At 61.3% G+C, this 17,220-nt stretch carries 18 protein-coding genes; 7 read left to right on the top strand and 11 right to left on the bottom strand.

Annotated elements, in window-relative coordinates; all coding sequences use genetic code 11:
- From NKH70_RS24970 to NKH70_RS24995, 6 genes are all read left to right on the top strand, one after another.
- Window positions 1-1,530, top strand: coding sequence for an ABC transporter substrate-binding protein (locus tag NKH70_RS24970; RefSeq protein ID WP_353026271.1), 1,530 nt, complete (start codon window positions 1-3; stop codon window positions 1,528-1,530).
- Between the two features lie 65 nt (window positions 1,531-1,595).
- A complete protein-coding gene (locus NKH70_RS24975; protein WP_352719847.1) occupies window positions 1,596-3,125 on the top strand; it encodes a xylulokinase in 1,530 nt (509 codons plus the stop codon).
- Entirely contained in the window at window positions 3,118-4,440 is a 1,323-nt protein-coding gene (locus NKH70_RS24980) for an iron-containing alcohol dehydrogenase (RefSeq protein WP_353026273.1), read from the top strand. Before NKH70_RS24975 ends, NKH70_RS24980 begins: the two co-directional genes overlap by 8 nt.
- 75 nt (window positions 4,441-4,515) lie before the next feature.
- Window positions 4,516-5,598, top strand: a complete 1,083-nt coding sequence (locus NKH70_RS24985) for an ABC transporter ATP-binding protein (protein WP_352719852.1) — start codon at window positions 4,516-4,518, stop codon at window positions 5,596-5,598.
- Window positions 5,599-6,654, top strand: a complete 1,056-nt coding sequence (locus NKH70_RS24990; protein ID WP_353026274.1) for a hypothetical protein — start codon at window positions 5,599-5,601, stop codon at window positions 6,652-6,654.
- 99 nt (window positions 6,655-6,753) lie between these two features.
- Complete coding sequence (locus NKH70_RS24995; RefSeq protein ID WP_352719856.1) at window positions 6,754-7,752, top strand: sugar-binding transcriptional regulator; 999 nt, start codon at window positions 6,754-6,756, stop codon at window positions 7,750-7,752.
- 52 nt (window positions 7,753-7,804) lie between these two features.
- Here the strand turns inward: NKH70_RS24995 and NKH70_RS25000 are convergent, their stop codons facing one another.
- The 6 genes from NKH70_RS25000 to NKH70_RS25025 all read right to left on the bottom strand — a co-directional run bounded on the left by NKH70_RS25000 (window position 7,805) and on the right by NKH70_RS25025 (window position 13,063).
- The gene (locus NKH70_RS25000) at window positions 7,805-8,536 is read right to left on the bottom strand and encodes an ATP-binding cassette domain-containing protein (RefSeq protein ID WP_254819755.1); all 732 of its coding nucleotides are present in this window, start codon (window positions 8,534-8,536) and stop codon (window positions 7,805-7,807) included.
- Window positions 8,537-8,538: 2 nt separating this feature from the next.
- Window positions 8,539-9,519 (bottom strand): ABC transporter permease, encoded by a 981-nt coding sequence (locus tag NKH70_RS25005; RefSeq protein ID WP_352978149.1) that lies wholly within the window; start codon window positions 9,517-9,519, stop codon window positions 8,539-8,541.
- A 181-nt stretch (window positions 9,520-9,700) separates the two neighbouring features.
- The gene (locus tag NKH70_RS25010; protein ID WP_502908395.1) at window positions 9,701-10,684 is read right to left on the bottom strand and encodes a sugar ABC transporter substrate-binding protein; all 984 of its coding nucleotides are present in this window, start codon (window positions 10,682-10,684) and stop codon (window positions 9,701-9,703) included.
- 39 nt (window positions 10,685-10,723) lie between these two features.
- A complete protein-coding gene (locus NKH70_RS25015; RefSeq protein WP_353026275.1) occupies window positions 10,724-11,929 on the bottom strand; it encodes a mandelate racemase/muconate lactonizing enzyme family protein in 1,206 nt (401 codons plus the stop codon).
- A gap of 14 nt (window positions 11,930-11,943) precedes the next feature.
- Window positions 11,944-12,663 carry a FadR/GntR family transcriptional regulator gene (locus NKH70_RS25020; RefSeq protein ID WP_352719865.1) on the bottom strand — a complete coding sequence of 240 codons (720 nt, stop codon included), beginning with the start codon at window positions 12,661-12,663 and terminating at the stop codon, window positions 11,944-11,946.
- Between the two features lie 79 nt (window positions 12,664-12,742).
- Window positions 12,743-13,063 (bottom strand): hypothetical protein, encoded by a 321-nt coding sequence (locus tag NKH70_RS25025; protein ID WP_353026301.1) that lies wholly within the window; start codon window positions 13,061-13,063, stop codon window positions 12,743-12,745.
- Here NKH70_RS25025 and NKH70_RS25030 point away from each other — a divergent pair.
- A complete protein-coding gene (locus NKH70_RS25030) occupies window positions 13,002-13,991 on the top strand; it encodes a Tim44 domain-containing protein (RefSeq protein WP_353026298.1) in 990 nt (329 codons plus the stop codon). The genes NKH70_RS25025 and NKH70_RS25030 overlap by 62 nt on opposite strands.
- Window positions 13,992-14,085: 94 nt before the next feature.
- Here NKH70_RS25030 and NKH70_RS25035 read toward each other — a convergent pair whose 3' ends face one another.
- The 5 genes from NKH70_RS25035 to NKH70_RS25055 form a co-directional block, all read right to left on the bottom strand.
- Entirely contained in the window at window positions 14,086-14,295 is a 210-nt protein-coding gene (locus tag NKH70_RS25035; protein WP_352719867.1) for a hypothetical protein, read from the bottom strand.
- Window positions 14,296-14,566: 271 nt separating this feature from the next.
- Complete coding sequence (locus NKH70_RS25040; protein WP_353026276.1) at window positions 14,567-15,664, bottom strand: AI-2E family transporter; 1,098 nt, start codon at window positions 15,662-15,664, stop codon at window positions 14,567-14,569.
- A 179-nt stretch (window positions 15,665-15,843) separates the two neighbouring features.
- Window positions 15,844-16,137, bottom strand: coding sequence for a HepT-like ribonuclease domain-containing protein (locus NKH70_RS25045; RefSeq protein ID WP_352719871.1), 294 nt, complete (start codon window positions 16,135-16,137; stop codon window positions 15,844-15,846).
- 7 nt (window positions 16,138-16,144) lie between these two features.
- Window positions 16,145-16,441, bottom strand: a complete 297-nt coding sequence (locus NKH70_RS25050) for a nucleotidyltransferase family protein (RefSeq protein WP_292655791.1) — start codon at window positions 16,439-16,441, stop codon at window positions 16,145-16,147.
- 438 nt (window positions 16,442-16,879) lie between these two features.
- Window positions 16,880-17,113 carry a plasmid stabilization protein gene (locus NKH70_RS25055; protein WP_352719874.1) on the bottom strand — a complete coding sequence of 78 codons (234 nt, stop codon included), beginning with the start codon at window positions 17,111-17,113 and terminating at the stop codon, window positions 16,880-16,882.
- Window positions 17,114-17,220 lie beyond the last annotated feature (107 nt).

Genomic DNA, 17,220 nt, shown 5'->3' on the forward strand with positions numbered 1-17,220 from the left:
ATGAGCTTCAGTGAACACGACAAGAAGACATTCGTCGCCGATACCTGCAACGATTTTACGGCGCGCCGAATAACCAAACGCGACTTCATGAGGAAGATGGCGCTCGCCGGTGTCGGCTTTTCTGCCTTCGGATCGGCCATGCTAGGTGGCGGCCGCACCAATCGGGGGATGCTGGGGCTCGGGGTTGAGGAAGCCCGCGCCCAGGACGCCGACATGCTGAAGTGGCTGGCTGATGTCGGCAAGCCATATGCCGGCACCAAAATCCGCTACACTTCGGAAGCGACGCCGCCAACGATCGTGGCCAACCAGCTTGTCGCAGGTGAATTCACCAAGGCAACCGGCATTGAGGTGGAAGTCGAGATCGTGCCGCTGGAGCAGGTTCTCGCCAAGGCGACGCAAGACGTACAGGGCCAACTTGGCACCTACGACGTCTACTATCTCGACCAGTCCTGGATGGCCACATTTGCCCAGGATGTCGTCGATCCGCGCGAGTATTATGACCAGAACAAAGAACTGGCGATGCCCAACTTCGACTGGGACGATTTCTCCAAGCCGCTGGTCGACGGCATTGCCATGTACAACGGCAAACAGTGCGGAATTCCATTCGATATTCCGATCTTCATCCTGATGTACCGCAAGGATCTATTCGACAAACACAACATTGCGCTGCCGACAGACCTCGACGCCTACCTCAAGGCCGTGCAGGCGCTCACTGAGGCAGAAAAAAGCAACGGCATCTTCGGCACCGCGTGCCAGGCGAAGTCCGGCCACTATTCGCTGGAATGCGACTGGACCTTCGCATTGTGGGGCCATGGCGGTTCGATCTTCAACAAGGACAAGAAGTTTGTCGGCAATGACGAACGCGGCGTGGCCGGGCTCAAATTCTATCAGGAGTTGGTCAAGAACTCGCCGCCCTCCGCGACGACTTGGACGTGGGACGGCCAGGGACAGGCGCTGACACAGGGTCAGGCCGCCATGGCAATCACCTGGGGCGAGGATTTCCCCGGCTTCGACGCCAAAGATTCCAAGGTCAAAGGCCTGTTCGAGGCCCTGCCCGCGCCCAAGGAGGTTCCTGGCCGTCGCGCCGCCGCCGATTGCGGCTTCAACGAAATCCCGGCCGTCGGCCACCAGGGTGGCTCGACGATTTCGCTGTCGCAATATTCCAAGAACAAGGAAGCAGCATGGCTGTTCATGCAGTGGGTCTGCTCGAAGGATGTGATGGCGCGGGTGTCGACGCTCGGCGGCGGCGCCTCGCCGATGCGCAATTCGTCCTTTACAGATCCTCGGGTCAAGGCAAAGGGCGTTGTCGGGCCCGGAACGACACGCCACTTCGACGCGATCAAATACACTATCGACAACCAGATGGGATCGGAGCCGGACATGCCGATCTGGGCGGATCTGTCGAACAACGACATTCCGGTTGAACTCGGCAAATTGCTTACGGGCCAAGACTATGGCGGCGATGCCAAGGCATGCCTGGATGCCATTGCCGGCATTGTCGACGGCAAAGTCAAGGACGCCGGTCTTTAGCGGCTAATCGGTGATTTGGGCGAAGGCGGCTTCGGCCGCCCTCGCCGTTTGGCAATGTGGCGGCAATGGTTCCAGATCTCGTCATCGGCATTGATTCCTCGACCTCGGCAACCAAGGCGATCGCCTGGGACCGCAATGGTCTGGCCGTGGCTGAAGGCCGTGCACCGCTTGCAATGTCCAACCCGCGTTCGGGCTATTTCGAGCAGGATCCGGCCGAATGGTGGACCTCGACGGTCGCAGCGCTGCGCGCTGTCGCGGCAACGGTTTCGCCGGCACGCATTGCAGCCCTTGCGATTGCCAACCAACGCGAGAGCTTCGGACTTTTCGATGAGCAGGGCCAGGCAGTCGGGCCTGCAACGCTCTGGCTCGATGAGCGCGCCCGGCGGAAGGCACGGCGCTTCGGCGAGAGCTTCGGCGCGGCACGCGTCCACGCAATATCCGGCAAGCCGCTGGACGTCATTCCTTGCCTTTACCGCATGATCTGGTTTCGCGAGGAAGAGCCCGAGATTTTTGCCCGGGTGGAGCGAATGGCCGAAGTTCACGGCTATCTGGTGTTTCGCTTGAGTGGCCTGTGGGTGACGTCCACCGCATCCGCCGACCCGATGGGCATACTCGATATGCGAGCTATGGACTGGTCGAACGATATACTGAACGCGGCAGGCGTCGCCCGGCGCATGATGCTTGACCTGGCGCGGCCCGGCGCCGTTCTAGGCCAACTAACGTCGGAAGCGGCCATGCTGACGGGCTTGCGGGAGGGCACACCGATCGTCGCCGGCGGCGGCGACGGTCAATGCGCCGGCACGGGCGCGGGTGTGTTGCAGCCGCGATGCGCCTACATCAACCTCGGTACGGCTGTCGTCTCTGGCAGCTTCGGCATCGACTACGTGCATGATTTGGCCTTCCGCACAGAGACGGCGGTCGCCGATGATGGCTATATCTACGAGACGTGCCTTCGCGCCGGCACTTTTCTTGTCGACTGGATGGCGCGCGAAATGCTTGGCGTCGATCTGCATGGCGCAAGCGACGCCCTGGAGGCGCTCGAGGCCGAAGCCGCTACCAGCCCGATCGGCGCAGGCGGCATAATGCTCCTGCCCTACTGGCAGGGCGTCATGGATCCGCACTGGGACAGTGCTGCCCGTGGTGTCATTGCCGGGCTATCCGGCTCCAGCCGCCGCGGCGACATCTATCGCGCCGTGCTGGAAGGCATAGCGCTGCATCAGGCCGCGACAAGTCAGCGGGCCGCTGCGGCTGCCGCCCAGACCATCGACCAGTTCATAGCCATCGGCGGAGGAGCGAAGTCCGACCTGTGGATGCAGATTTTGGCAGATGCACTCGACCGTCCCGTAATGCGTTCGACGACAGTGGAAGCCTCCTCGCTTGGCGCGGCGATGGCAGCGGCCAAGGGCGTGGGCTGGTTTTCCACCATCGCCGAAGCGTCGCTCGCAATGGCCAGCAAGCCGGCCAAAACCTTCGAACCGGACGCGAAACGGGCCGCGCTCTACGCCGAGCTTCTTGCGATCCATGCCGATCTTTGGCCTACGCTTTCAGCCTGGAACGAGCGCCTCGCGGCCTTCATGGAGGCCGATCATGGCTGAAACCAACTGGAACGCCTTAATCGAGGACGTTGTCGCGGGACGCTGGAAAGATCCCAAGACAGGCGCGGCAGCGGTCCTGCCGTTCCAGACGATCGAATTGCTGGAGACGACGGAGGGCCGGGAGGCGGATCTCGTTGCGCCCCTGGCCCTAGGCAGCCGCATCGCTGTTGTGTCCGATGTCAACACCGTCGATGTGATGGGCCGGCGCGTCGCGAAGGCGCTGCGCGCCATCGCCGACATCGACGAAATCGTGCTGCCTGACGGCCTCGACTGCGATGAGGCAACGATCCAGATGGTCAGGGAGAAGACGCGTCACGCCGACGGGGTCGTGGCCGTCGGGTCGGGCGTCCTCAACGACAGCTGCAAGCATGCAACCTTCCTCGACGAGCGGCCCTATGCCGTCTTCGGCACGGCCGCCTCGATGAATGGCTACGGCGCCTCGACAGCGTCGGTGACGTTGGCCTCCGGGCTCAAGATCTCGCTGCCCTCGCATGCTCCGCGGGGCATCTTCCTGGACGTTGGTGTTTCGGCTGCAGCACCCGCCTGGCTCAGCGCCGCCGGGCTTGGCGACAGCCTCTGCCGCTCCACCGCCCAGATCGACTGGTGGGCTTCGCATCGGCTGTTCGACACTTACTATTCCGAGGTGCCTTACCTGCTGCAGGCGGGTGATGAGGAACCGATGCTGGCCCATGCGCCTGGCCTTGCCAGGCATGACATCACCGCCGTCGGGCACCTCCAGCGCATCCTGACGCTGTGCTCGATGGGTGTGTGCTTCGCCGGCGTTTCCCACCCTGGGTCCATGGGAGAGCACCAAATCTCCCACTGGATCGACATGTTCGCGCAAGCCCATCATCCCGGCACCACGCACGGCCAGCAGGTCGGGGTTGCCTCGCTGGTCATGGCGCGACTGCAAGCGCGGCTACTGGACATGGAAGAGCCGCCGCAGGCAAGGCCGACCTTCATCGACGAGGCGGCAATGCTGGCGCGCTATGGCGGGCAACTTGGACCGCTTTGCATTGCCGAGATGAGGAAGACGGCACTCGACGCCAGCCAGACGGAAACCTTCAACCGCAGGCTTGCGGAAATCTGGCCGGCGTTGCGCCAGGAGGTTCGGCCGATGGCAATGCCGGTCGCCCGCATGGAGGCGGCGCTCAAGGCTGCGGGGGGGCCGGTCACCGGCGCGGAACTAGGCCTGCCGCGTGCGCTTTGGCACGATGCCATTCGCTATTCGCGAGAAATCCGCGGCCGATGGTCCTTTGTCAACCTGGCCGCCGATGGGGGGTTGCTGGAAGAGTTTCTGGAGAACGAATGGTGAGAGCATCCGATCGCCAATGGCTCGCATGGCGAAAATGAGATCCAACCGGCAAGGGCAATCGAAGGGTAGCAATTTATGGCGTCTGTCACCATCAGCAACATAAAGAAGGACTATGGCGCCGTCTCGATTATCGATGGACTCGATCTCTCGATCGAGGATGGCCAGTTCGTCGTTCTGTTGGGACCGTCCGGCTGCGGCAAGTCCACGCTGTTGCGTATGATAGCCGGTCTCGAGCCCATCACGTCCGGTGAGATCGCCATAGGCGACAGGGTCGTCAACACGCTCCATCCCAAAGACCGCAACATCGCGATGGTCTTCCAGAATTACGCGCTTTACGCGCACATGACAGTCTTCGACAACATGGCCTTTTCCATGCAGTTGAAGAAACGCCCAACCGATGAAATCAAACAGAAGGTCGGATGGGCGGCGGCGATCCTCAATCTGACCCCCTATCTGGAACGGTACCCCCGCCAGCTTTCGGGCGGTCAGCGGCAGCGCGTCGCCATGGGCCGCGCCATCGTGCGGGACCCAACTGTGTTCCTGTTCGACGAACCGCTGTCCAATCTCGATGCCAAGCTGCGCGTGCAGATGCGCACCGAAATCAAGGAGCTCCACCAGCGGCTGAAGACCACCACCGTCTATGTCACGCATGACCAGATCGAGGCCATGACCATGGCCGATGTCATCGTCATCATGCGCGACGGCCATATCGAGCAGATCGGGCGCCCGCTCGATGTCTACGATCGCCCGGCAAACCTCTTCGTCGCCTCTTTCATCGGCTCGCCCGCAATGAACATGTTTCATGGCGAGGTGGCTTCCGAGCGCGGCGCCTGGGTGGTGCGGGCCGACGAGCTATCCCTCCCGCTCCCGCCAGGGGCTGCGGTCCGGCCCGGCCAAAAGGTGATCTACGGCATTCGCCCCGAACATCTTCGACCAGTGGCCGACGGGCGCGGCATTCCGGCGAGGATTACGGTTGTCGAGCCGACTGGCCCCGAAATCCACATCTTTGCCAGCATGGGCAACACCGCGATCTGCTCGGTGCTGCATGACCGCATGGAGCCCTCTCCTGGAGCGGTGATCCATCTGGAGCCGGCGCCTGAGCGAATCCACCTGTTCGACGAGGATAGCGGCGAGCGGCTGGACAAGGGAAGAAGCTGAATGGCGCGGATCATCATCCTCGGCGCCGGCGTCATGGGCTCTGCCATGACGCTTCCGGCCGCTCATGCCGGTAACCACATCACTCTTGTCGGGACCCATCTCGACGAGGAGATCGTCGGCTCGGTGGCCAGCACAGGTCGTCACCCTCGCCTCAACATCACTCTGCCTGACGCGGTGACCGCCTGTTCCTGGACCGAATTCGGGGCAGCGATGAACGATGGACCCGATCTGCTTGTACTCGGTGTTTCGTCGGCCGGCATTCCTTGGGCGATCGACCGCATTGCGGAAAGCATCAAGTCGCCCGTGCCGATCCTGATGATTACGAAAGGACTTGCGGCAACCGACGAAGGCATCGAAATCCTGCCACATCCGCTTGCCCGCGAGATCGAGCAACGCACTGGCTTGTCTGTCCCTGTGATGGCCATAGGCGGACCGTGCATTGCCGGCGAACTGGCCGCACAGCGCGACACGTCTGTGATCGTGGCCGGGCACGATCCCGACCAAGTGACCGCGGCGTCCCGCACTCTGCGCGCGCCTTTCTATCATGCGCGATCGTCATCCGATCTCGTCGGTGTCGAGATCTGCGCTGCTTTCAAGAATTTCTACACACTCGCCGTTGCGGCCCCCGTTGGGCTGCTCGAGCGCGACGGCAAGGCGCCCAATGGCGCGCTCATGCACAACCTAGCCTCGTCACTTTTCTCGCAGTCCCTCGCCGAGATGGCGATTCTGGTCGAAGCTCTGGGTGGAAAAATCGAAACGGTGCTGGGGCTGGCCGGCTCCGGCGATCTTTATGTGACCTGCCAGGCGGGCCGTAACGGTCGCATGGGACGCCTGCTCGGCCGCGGCCTGCCTTATTCCGTGGCGAAGCGCGAACATATGAGTTTGGACACGGTCGAGGGGGCGCAACTGGCGCTGGACCTTGGTCCGGCTTTGAAGAATATGATGGGCCGGGGTGTACTTCCCCACGATCGCCTGCCGCTGACGAGGGCCATCATCGACGCGATTTGCCATGATGCTCCGCTGGTTTTGTCCTTCGACCGCTATCATCGAGGCTAGCGGAGCCGGGGAAACTCGATTGATGCCTCATATCGATGAGCACATGGCTCCGCCGAGCCCGCTCTGGACCCGCTGCCGCGGAGTGGACAGGATGATCTGATGGAGAAACCAGCACGAAAGAAACGCGACGGCCGCCAAGCCATAACGAGTTCCGTCACGGCCGATCGCGAGGAAGGCCTGCTCGTGCGCGCCGCCTGGCTTGCTTACGTCGGTGACCTCACCCAGGCGCAAATCGCCAAGTCTCTTGGCCTGACACGCCTTCGCGTCAACCGGATGCTGGCGCATGCCCGCCAGCGGGGGATCGTCCAGATTCGCATCAATTCCAAGGTGGCGAACTGCATCGAGCTAGAGCACCGGCTGCGGGACGCCTATGGCGTCTCCGAACCAATCGTGGTTCCGACACCGCCCGATCCTGCCCTGGTGCCACAGGTCATCGCAGCCGCTGCCGGTGAAGCCCTGTCGCTTAGAATCCATGACGGAATATCGGTGGGCGTGGGATGGGGACGGACGCTCCAGCTTAGCCTGCGGTCAGTGACCGTGCGCCCGGTCAAAGGGATGTCGGTCGTTTCCCTGCTTGGCGGCCTCACGCGTGGATCGGCGATCAACATCTACGAGATCGCTTCGCGGCTCGCGGCGCTTTTCGATGCGGAATGCTTCTACATCGCAGCACCGGTGTTCACGGACACCGAGGCCACGCGCGACCTGCTTATGCGCCAGTCCATTCTGGAAGACGCCTTCACTCATGCCCGCGACGTTGACGCCGCTTTCGTTTCGGTGGGCGCGGTGCACAAGGACGCCACCATCTTTCGGATCGGACTGGTAGGAGACGATGATCTCAGATCGCTCCGCGAAGCCGGAGCGGTCGGCGATATTTGCGGCCATTGGATCGGCGCCGACGGACAACTCGTCGATCACCCGCTAAACAGTCGCGTCATCGGCCTCGCCCCCGAACATCTGCGCGACGTCGACACTGTGATCCTGCCCTCCGGCGGCCTCGACAAGGTTCCGGTGCTGCGCGCCGTACTGCATCTCGGAGTCGTCGATGTGCTGATCACCGACGAGAAAACCGCTGAGGCGGTCCTTGCGGAAAAGCCGTAGCGCAGACTGACCTCTACCAGCAGAGCGGCCCGCGAGTGATCGTTTCTTCACGTCACAGAACCTCGTGGATTTCCTCGATCGAAGTCTCGCCGATCCGCTTGTCGAGAACGATCTCGCCGCGCGCCATGGCAACGACCCGGTCACAGCATTCGAAAACATGATGCATGTTGTGGCTGATGAAGACGCTGGTGATGTTCTGGGCCTTGAGGGCGCGAACGAAGCCGATCACCTTTCGCGTCTCTTTCACCGAAAGATGATTGGTCGGCTCGTCGAGGATCATGACTTTCGACTTGAAGTGCATGGCCCTGGCGATCGCCACACCTTGGCGCTGGCCGCCCGACAGTTCACCGACCAGCGCGTCGGGCGACCTCAGATGCAGATCGACGTCGGCGATCGCTTTGACGCTTTCGTCACGCATGCGCTTCTGGTCCAGGATGCCGATGCCGAAAACCGAGCCCTTCACCGGCTCGCGTCCGATGAAAACGTTGCGGGCGATGGTCATGGTCGGGACCATCGAATTATACTGGTAGATCGTCTCGATGCCGCGATCCATGGCGTCGCGCGGGTTCGAGAAGCGGACCGGTTCGCCTTCGATCCTGATCTCGCCGCCATCGGGCTTTTGGGTGCCTGACAGGATGTTGATCAGCGTCGATTTGCCGGCGCCATTGTCGCCGACGAGGCCCAGTGCCTCATCTGGGTAGATGTCCAGCGTGACGTTCTTCAAGGCGTGGACGCCGGAATACCATTTCTGGAGTCCCTTGATCGCGATGATGGGTGCCGCCATGATCAGGTCTCCACCTTCATTGCCCTGCCCCGCTTTCGAAGCCAGGCATTCATGACGACCGCGAAGATAGTCAGAAAGCCGATTGCCATCTTGAACCAGTTGGCGTCAACCTGACTCAGCACCAGTCCGTTGTCGATGACGCGGATAAGGGCAGCCCCGATGATGCCGCCGAAGATGGTGCCGATGCCACCAGCCAGCGAGGCACCACCGATGACGGCAGCCGATACGGCTTGCAACTCCAGCCCCTCGCCGATCGAGGGCAGCGGCGCGCCGAGCCGCATCACCTGAATGGTGCCGGCAAAACCGGCGAGCACCGAACAGATCATGAAGCAGGCGACCTTCACCCGGGCCGTCGGGATGCCCATCGACTGCGCGGCGGGCAGAAAGCCGCCGGTGGCGCGCACCCAGTTGCCGAAATTCGTGCGCGACAGAAGCACCGTCACCAGGATTGCCACGGCGAGAAACCAGAAGAACGACATGCGAAAGAGGTCGCCCGGCCCGACGTAGATCGTAAACAGCCATTTGGGCAGAGCGTTAGCTGGGATGACAGGAGGGAAGCCACCGGAGATTACCACCGTCAGCGAACGCGCGATGAACAGCATGCCAAGCGTGGTGATGAAGCTTGGTATCGCGAAACGAATCGTTATGAACCCGTTGAAGAAGCCAATCAGGGCGGCGATCGCGAGGCCGGCGGCAAAGGCCGGCGCGAACGGCACGCCCGCCGCCAGCATCACCGCCATGGTCATCGGGGTCAGCGCAAAGACCGAGCCCACGGAAAGATCAAACTCGCCGCATATCATCAACAGGGTCACGCCGATCGCGACCAGCCCCATTTCGGGCAGCAGCCCAAGCATTCCGCGCACGTTCTGTGTGTTCAGAAATACGCCGTTCGAGCGGATCTGAAACACGAGCAGGAGGAGGAGCAGGAACACGACCGCCGCAAGCTCCGGCTTCTCCAGATAAATCTTCATCAAGCGCTTCATCATTCGCTCCGGCTTGGGATTGTTTGCGCTGGCTTGTCGCATCGGCAAGGGGATGGCGGCAGTCTGTCTTCTACCACCCTTGACGGGGAGATGCCGTTGGAGGATGGGCCCAAGGCCGTGCTGCCTGGCCCTCCCCTTGCCCTCTCCGCGTAAACAACGGGGAGAGGACGCCGGTTCGCGCCTACCGCACGCCTTTTGCGGCCAGTTCCTTGAGCTTCGGCACGTCTTCCTTGACGATGATGCCCTTGCCGGTGTCGATGTCTGCCGGCAGCAGACCGACGTTCTTGGCGAGATAGGCTTCCATCACCGGCATGAAGCCCTGCATATAGGGCTGCTGGTCGACCTGGACCTGGATGTAACCCGCTTCCATCTGTTGCAGGACCTCCGAGACGATGTCGAAGCCGCCCATCAGCACCTTGCCCGGCTCGATGCCGCGATCGATCAGGACCTGGGCCACGTAGGCATGCCAAAGGCCGGTGTCGAAATACACCGTGGTGTCCGGGTGGGCAGACAGATAGGCGCCAACACGATCGGCGACGACAGCGCCATCTGTGCCGGTGTCGAGCCGTTCAATGACCACTTCGCGTCCGGCATTCGCGGCCTTGTATTCCTCAAGGAACTTCATGACGCCGGCAGCGCGCTGTTCCGACCAGTTCTGACCAGGCGCGGAGACGCCGACGAGCGCCCTGATCTTGCCTTGCTTGGGGAAGAACTCGGACATCTTCTTGCCGAGTTCGTAGCCGGCGGGAATGAAGCCCTGACCGATGAAAGCCTGGCGGGCATTGCCGGCTGCACCCTCGGTGTCGTCGACGTTGGACGCGATGACCGTGACGCCGGCAGCGCGGGCGTCGGCGATGATCTGGTCGAAGGCATTGTTGTCGACGATCGAGGTGATCAGCGCGTCCGGTTTTGCCGCGAGAGCCGCCTGCATGTTGGCCGATTGTTGCTCGATCGAGCCTTCGGTCTGCGTGAAGACCATCTGGCAATTGGCCTGGATCTTGGCGCAGGCGTCGTCAAACCCCTTCTTCACCGCCTGCCAGAACGGGTTCGACGCCGACGAATGATGCGTGAAGACGATGCTCATCGGCTCCTGCGCGTGTGAGCCGATTGCCGAGCCTCCAGCCAGTACTGCTCCCAAGGCTGCCGAGATAAGTAGCTTCTTCATGGTTCTCCTCCTCCGTAGAAAGCTGCTTTAGGTTCATTTTCAGAGAGTCGATACGTCGGTCACCCGTCGAAGCGCTGTGAAGGCGCGATCGATTTCCGGGTTCAGTTCCATGCCGAGGCCCGGTCCGGGAGGCACGGTGATCATGCCGTTCTTCACCTCCGGCAAAGCGGTCACAAGGTCGCGGTACCAGGTCTTGTAAAAGGCCCTGACGCTCTCCTGGACAAGCGCGTTCGGCGCATTCAGTGACAGGTGGGTCGATGCGCCGAGCACAACTGGACCGGTGCAGTCATGTGGCGCGACCGGCAGGTGCCATGCTTCAGCCATGGCAGCGATCTTGCGCGCTTCCGAGAGCCCGCCGCACCAACTGATATCGAGCATAATGACACCGGCCGCTCCGGTTTCGAGAAGGTCGCGGAAGGCCCACCGGGAACCGAGCGTCTCCGAAGCCGATATCGGTGCCAGCGACGCCTCGGCATAGCGTTTCAGGCTGGACAGGCTGTCCATCCTGATCGGATCTTCGTGCCAGAAGGTCTTGTAGGGCGCAAGCTCGCGAGCGATTTGCATGGCCGGCAGCAGCTGCCACATTGAATGGAATTCAACCATGATGTCCATCTTGTCGCCGACCGCATTGCGGATTTTCTCGAATGGTGCCAGCGCGGAATTCAAGTCGGGCTGCGATATGTAAAGGCCGCGCGTTTTCTCGGCGGCCATGTCGAAGGGCCAGATCTTCATGGCCGTGATGCCTTCCTCCAACAACGAATGCGCCAGTTCGTCGGCGCGGTGAAGGAAGCCGTTCAGATCATCATAGGCGTCGCCGGCCTTATCGAGCCCGTAGTTGGCCGTTTTCTGCCCGGTGGCCTTCTTGATGTATTCGGTTCCGGCACACGTGTTGTAGGTCCTGATCTCGTGCCGGGTGAAACCGCCGAGGAGCTGTGCGATCGGCTGACCCGTCGCCTTTCCGAACAGATCCCAAAGCGCGATATCGAAAGCGGAGTTGCCCCTGACTTCCGCGCCCGTCGATCGGAAACCGAGATAGCCGACGAGGTCGGCGGCAAGCAGATCGATCTGCAAGGGGTCGCGCCCGATCACGCACGGCGCGACGTATTCGTGCAGATAGGTCTCGACGGTCTCAGCCATGAAGAAGGTCTCGCCCAGTCCGACGAGGCCCTCGTCCGTGTGAACCAGAACCCAGAGAAGGTTGGGCCGCTCCTTGAGCCGCAGCGTTTCCAGTTTCGTGATCTTCATTGCGCGCCCGCTCCTCAGGCGATGCCGGCCGCCAGCAGGGCCTTGACGCTCTCGTCAAAATGCCTCGCCATCAGGTCACGAGCCGACTGGGGATCACCGGTCTCGATTGCTTCGGCGAGTTCGATATGGATCTGGATCATCTCCAACTGCTCGGCATCCGAAGGGCGGCTGCGCCAGCCGATCGGCCAGGTCTGGCGCGATACGCGCTCGAACGCGCCGACGATGAGGCTGAAAACCGGATTCTTTGCAGCCTTGGCGATTTCGAGATGGAAGGCGAGATCGTGCTCCATGACCTCTTCCGGCCGCTGGAAATTCTCGCGCATGGCGAGCGCGTGGGTCCTGATCCTTTCCACTTCGTCGGCTGTTCTGCGCAAGGCCGCCAGCATGGCGGTGCGGGTCTCAATCGTGCGGCGCACGTCGTAGATTTGCTGCACCGTGATCTGCTCGGTGTGGACGCCATGCTCGATCACCAGCGACATGGCGCCATAATCCAGCTCGGCGACGGTAGCCCGTCTGCCTGCCCTCAGGTCGATAAGCCGCATGGCGGCGAGCGAGCTGAAGGCCTCGCGAACCACGGTACGCGAGACGCTCAATTGTCTCGAAAGCGCGGCCTCGCTGGGCAGCCGGTCGCCCGGCCCGAGTTCATGCGCGCGAATATGGCGCGTGATCTCGCCGATCGTATTGCTGACCAGGCTCGCAGCGTCGGAATGTTTTGCGGATACCGCCGTGCTCACGCAATCTCCAGTTCAGGATCTGGCAAACCTGTATGGCAGGTTTGCCAGATGTGTTGATAGTACCTAGGAAAGCTGTATGTCAAGCTCTGGTCGGCCTCATCGCCAGAAAGACCGATGACCAGAGGCTTGCATGACCGATGCTCTTGACGCGACCGATGCCGGTCGGCCGGGTGCGGGGCGCCTGCGTGATCGGACAGGCGATCATCTCGCTTGAGTAGGAAGACACCGGCGGGCGGCCGACCGTGCCGTCCGAAAATATCTCGGCGGATGATTCACTGATATTTCGATCGACCCACCCCATATGGGTGGACAGAGTGTCACTTGAGGACTTGCCTATGCTGATTTCGCGTTCAGGACGGTTTGCAGTTTTGTTTGCAGGGTTGTTCCTGGCATTTTCCATGGTCGCTGTGGATCACGCCGATGCGCGTCGTGGCGGCAGCTTCGGCAGTCGCGGCATGCGCACGTTCCAGCCGGCGCCGCCGACCAGAGTTGCGCCGCAACCGGCCGCACCGGTCGAGCGCTCGATGACACCCAATGCGACAACGAACAATGCGGCCCGTCAGCCGCAGGCATTCCAGCGTCCAGGCTTCTTCAACGGCCTCGGCGGGTCGATGATGCGGGGGCTGCTTCTTGGCGGTTTGATCGGCGTTCTACTGGGCCATGGGTTCGGCGGCTTGGCCGGCATGTTGGGTCTTTTGCTCCAAGTACTGCTGATCGGCGGCGCGATCATGCTGGCGATCCGCTTTTTCCGCTCGCAGGGGGCGCAAAGCCCGGCGCCCGCTATGGCCGGTGCCTCGCGGGGTACGGGGACGTTTGGGCGAAGCGCAGCAGCCCGGCCTGAGCCGAGCAACGCCACAGCGTTCCCCACTCCAGGTATTGGGTCAGGATATGGCGGAACGAGCCAAGACAATGCTTCCGATGAGATCACACTCACCCAAACCGATCTCGACACGTTCCAACGGCGGCTGACGGAAGTTCAGGAAGCATTCGGGCGCGAGGACCATGCTGCCTTGCGCCGGCTGGCGACGCCGGAAATGGTCTCCTATCTGTCCGAGGAACTTGCCGATAACGCCAAAAAGGGCGTCAGGAACGACGTATCGGATGTGAGCCTGTTGGAGGCCGATATTGCGGAAAGTTGGCGGGAGGGTGATCGCGACTACGCGACCGCTGCTTTGCGCTATGAATCTCGTGACGTGACCCGCGATCGCGTAAGCGGCAAGATCGCCCAGGGCCAGCCCGATCAGCCGACGGAGACAACCGAACTGTGGACCTTCATGCGCCAGAACGGCGGGGACTGGAAGCTCGCCGCGATCCAGCAGCCTGGCTGATGTGCTTGCCTGAATTGAATGTCTCCAGGAGGCTTGTTCAGTTTTGCCGGCTGCGCGCTTGAAGCCCAGTCAGCCGAGGTGAAGCAGCGCCGCCCTATCGGCCCAGTGGCAGCTTCGAAGTCATAATCAGTTCGGCCTCGTCCATCACTCCGGCCATGTAATTTGCAATGATGCGCGACGCGAGCGCTTCATGCTCATGTTCGGATTGACAGTCACCCTTGAGCCCGTCGAATACCCGGCCCAGAAGCGCCAGCTCGGATGGATTAAAAATACCAGCAGTCTGGGCTTTTCGATGGATCGGCATGGCCAATTCTCCGTCTCGGATGTTCTCAGCCGAACGATAGAACCGCCCCTCCAAGATTTGCATTAAAGTTTGCTAAGATCATGCTGGATAGCCACAGAAAAACGCCCGTCACGTGGAATAAGGGCATTGCGTGGCGCCGCGGATGCCACCGCCGCACTGTGGGCGCACCGCGGTCGAACAGGTGAGAGGCGCTTGGAGAGTGGGCCGCGAGCCAACAAGCCTCCGATGTGCTTGAGTAAGGTGACGGCGAGCACCCCACGGTTGTCGTTGTTCAATCCGTTGCGGACTGGTGCGGTAACTCGGTAGGGCGCGTCGGCGCCGTCTCGAGCTGGTCAGTCAATCGATTCTTCAGCACATCAATGAGGCTGACGGTGATGGCGATCACCGCGGGGCCGAGGACAAGGCCGGATGCTCCGAACAGGACGATGCCACCGATCGAGCCGATAAAGGCCACCACCGTGTGGAGGCGCAACCTGTTCCCGACAAGCATCGGATAGAGCAGATTGTCGATGCCACCGACAATGACGCCGCCCCAGACGGTCAATATCGCCGCGCTGGCCCAAGCCCCCTCCAGAGCGAGATAGACCGCCGCGGGCACCCAGATCACGAATGCCCCGAGCACAGGCACGATGGCAAGAAGTCCCATGACAAGGCCCCAAAAGACCGGCGTGGGCAGACCGAGCCACCAGAACATCAGACCACCTAGTGTTCCCTGGACGGCGGCGACGAACACGGTGCCGAGCAGTGTTGCATGAACCGTCTCCGCAAAGCGGGACAAGACGTGTGCCGTCTCGGGAGCGCGCAGGGGCGAAAGGCCCGCAACGGCTTGCAGGCCCTGTTGGCGATCCCGCAGAAAATAGAACAGAAGATAAAATGTCAGGCCGAACATCGCGACCTGATAGATGGAGCCACGCAACAGCGATGTGCTTTGTCCCGTCAGCCATTGTACGAATGCCGCGACCGAACCGGCCGGATCGAATTGATTCTCAATCCATTGGGCAACGGTCGAAAGCGTGGGATAGTCAGACATGAAGCCGTCTGCGTCCCAACCACGGACGACCTCCTGCAGATAATTGGCTCCGTTTACCGCCTCGCGAACGAGCTGCTGTGCGACGAGTACCAGCGGCAGGCCGACGGCAATCGCAGCAACGCTTACAGATATCAATGCGGCCAGGTTTCGATTTCCGACCCGTCTCTCAACCCATCGATGAGCCGGAGACAGGCTGATTGCCAGGACCAGCGCCCAGGTCAATGCCGGCAAAAAAGGCCACGCCAGCAGATAGCAGACATATAGACCGATTGCCGCCGCTGTGAGGACGCCGAGCAATCTCAATTGTTTCACGTCCGGCATCTGTTTCAGATCAGGCACCTTTCGCTGTCTCGCAAGCCCAGCGAGCCTAATTGGTTTCTTGAAAAAAGGGCAGCGTCGGCTGCCGGTTACGGTGCAGGCAGGATGGCGAAATCGCAAGCGTAGGGTGCTTAGGGCAATTCAGGGATTTGCCGCCTATTCATCAGCAAACCGCTCTCTCAGGGCTTCAATGGCGGTTTTCAACGCGGCTTCGTCAACACCCACACCCAGATGATATTGTCTGCCAGGCCGTGGTATTCATGCCGCAGTACATTTCCGATCGTGCGCACCTGACGCCCTGGGATGTCCGGCTGGAGGGCTTTGACTTCATCTGGCAAGCCCCGGCTGGCCTCGGAAATAATTTCGGTGCCGCGCTGCACAGCGTGCTTGAGAACCCAGTCGCCTTGATAGTCGGCCACGGTTTTGCCTGCGACAGCGGCCTGAATCCCGTTGATGGCCTCGAGGGGTATCGTCCAAGGCATGGCGGAATTCACGTGCCATTCAGAAGATGCGCACGGCCGATTGTTCGATTTGCGGCCGCAACCGGGGATGCAGGCCATCCCGCGTGGTTACGTCGACCGGGACGTGCAGTTCATCCTCCAGAAGGAGCTTAATGCCCACAAGATCGAAGGCATTGAAACGGCTCTTGGGATCATAATCGATGAAAAGGTCAAGATCGCTTCCTTGTCCGGCTTCATCTCGAACCGTTGACCCAAACAGGTAAAGCGCGGTCGCGCCCATGCGTCTCACGGCATCAGCTGTCCGCTGCAACCTGTTGATGGCATCCACTCTGTTCATGGCCTTAACTCATATCAGCGAGCACAACTTATCCACTTTTTCCCGCTTTCTGTGCCGGCTGCGCTTAGCACACTGCCTGCAATCCCCAACGAAGCAGCTGATGTCATTGTTCATCGTGTTCATCGCGACCTGAGCCAGCAAGATGACCGCAGCCCGTAAAGGCCGTGCCTACCGTCGGGGCTGGACAGCGGCCGGCTCTGAACGGATCAGATCAGCTGCCAGCAGTTACGGCGAGAACGGAAATATTGCCGTAGGCGCTCCCTTTCCCCGTGCTTGACCGGCGCCGGCGCATCTTCCTTTGTACCAGCGGATGCCGCTATGCTGCACCTCTTGCGAACAGCAGCACCCATAATCAATCGGCAAGCCAGAGCAGCTTCTTCAGTCAGAGATGCGGTTTGCGAAACGCCTGCGCCAGTCGGGCAACCTTGCTCCAGCCGTTCAGCCGGCTGATCCGGTTTCATGAATCACTGCGTCAAGATCGATGTCTGTACCGGATTGCGCTGAAAGACGCCGATAGAAGATCGAAGCAGGCTCACGACCGGCCTCTCGGAGCTCGTAGTACTCGAGCGCGCGCTCGACCACGTCCACAATGGTGCGATTTTGACGGCGAGCCAGGCGGCGCGCAAGATCACGCGCCTTGCCGCTACGGACTGAGAGCTGTGGATCGGTCATATCGGATTCCTTCGCGGCATTATTTAGACCCACTTGGCTTACTAGCAAAGATGGGTGGTGTTGGCTTGCTGCCGCATGAGCGATTAACGCTACAGCTGACGAAAGGA

Source organism: Mesorhizobium sp. M0991 (assembly GCF_040318915.1).
GTDB lineage: Bacteria > Pseudomonadota > Alphaproteobacteria > Rhizobiales > Rhizobiaceae > Mesorhizobium.

Coding starts and splice junctions, on each gene's coding strand:
- NKH70_RS24970 (WP_353026271.1), top strand. CDS start 1: ATGAGCTTCAGTGAACACGACAAGAAGACATTCGTCGCCGATACCTGC.
- NKH70_RS24975 (WP_352719847.1), top strand. CDS start 1,596: ATGGTTCCAGATCTCGTCATCGGCATTGATTCCTCGACCTCGGCAACC.
- NKH70_RS24980 (WP_353026273.1), top strand. CDS start 3,118: ATGGCTGAAACCAACTGGAACGCCTTAATCGAGGACGTTGTCGCGGGA.
- NKH70_RS24985 (WP_352719852.1), top strand. CDS start 4,516: ATGGCGTCTGTCACCATCAGCAACATAAAGAAGGACTATGGCGCCGTC.
- NKH70_RS24990 (WP_353026274.1), top strand. CDS start 5,599: ATGGCGCGGATCATCATCCTCGGCGCCGGCGTCATGGGCTCTGCCATG.
- NKH70_RS24995 (WP_352719856.1), top strand. CDS start 6,754: ATGGAGAAACCAGCACGAAAGAAACGCGACGGCCGCCAAGCCATAACG.
- NKH70_RS25000 (WP_254819755.1), bottom strand. CDS start 8,536: ATGGCGGCACCCATCATCGCGATCAAGGGACTCCAGAAATGGTATTCC.
- NKH70_RS25005 (WP_352978149.1), bottom strand. CDS start 9,519: ATGAAGCGCTTGATGAAGATTTATCTGGAGAAGCCGGAGCTTGCGGCG.
- NKH70_RS25010 (WP_502908395.1), bottom strand. CDS start 10,684: ATGAAGAAGCTACTTATCTCGGCAGCCTTGGGAGCAGTACTGGCTGGA.
- NKH70_RS25015 (WP_353026275.1), bottom strand. CDS start 11,929: ATGAAGATCACGAAACTGGAAACGCTGCGGCTCAAGGAGCGGCCCAAC.
- NKH70_RS25025 (WP_353026301.1), bottom strand. CDS start 13,063: ATGGAAAATGCCAGGAACAACCCTGCAAACAAAACTGCAAACCGTCCT.
- NKH70_RS25035 (WP_352719867.1), bottom strand. CDS start 14,295: ATGCCGATCCATCGAAAAGCCCAGACTGCTGGTATTTTTAATCCATCC.
- NKH70_RS25050 (WP_292655791.1), bottom strand. CDS start 16,441: ATGAACAGAGTGGATGCCATCAACAGGTTGCAGCGGACAGCTGATGCC.
- NKH70_RS25055 (WP_352719874.1), bottom strand. CDS start 17,113: ATGACCGATCCACAGCTCTCAGTCCGTAGCGGCAAGGCGCGTGATCTT.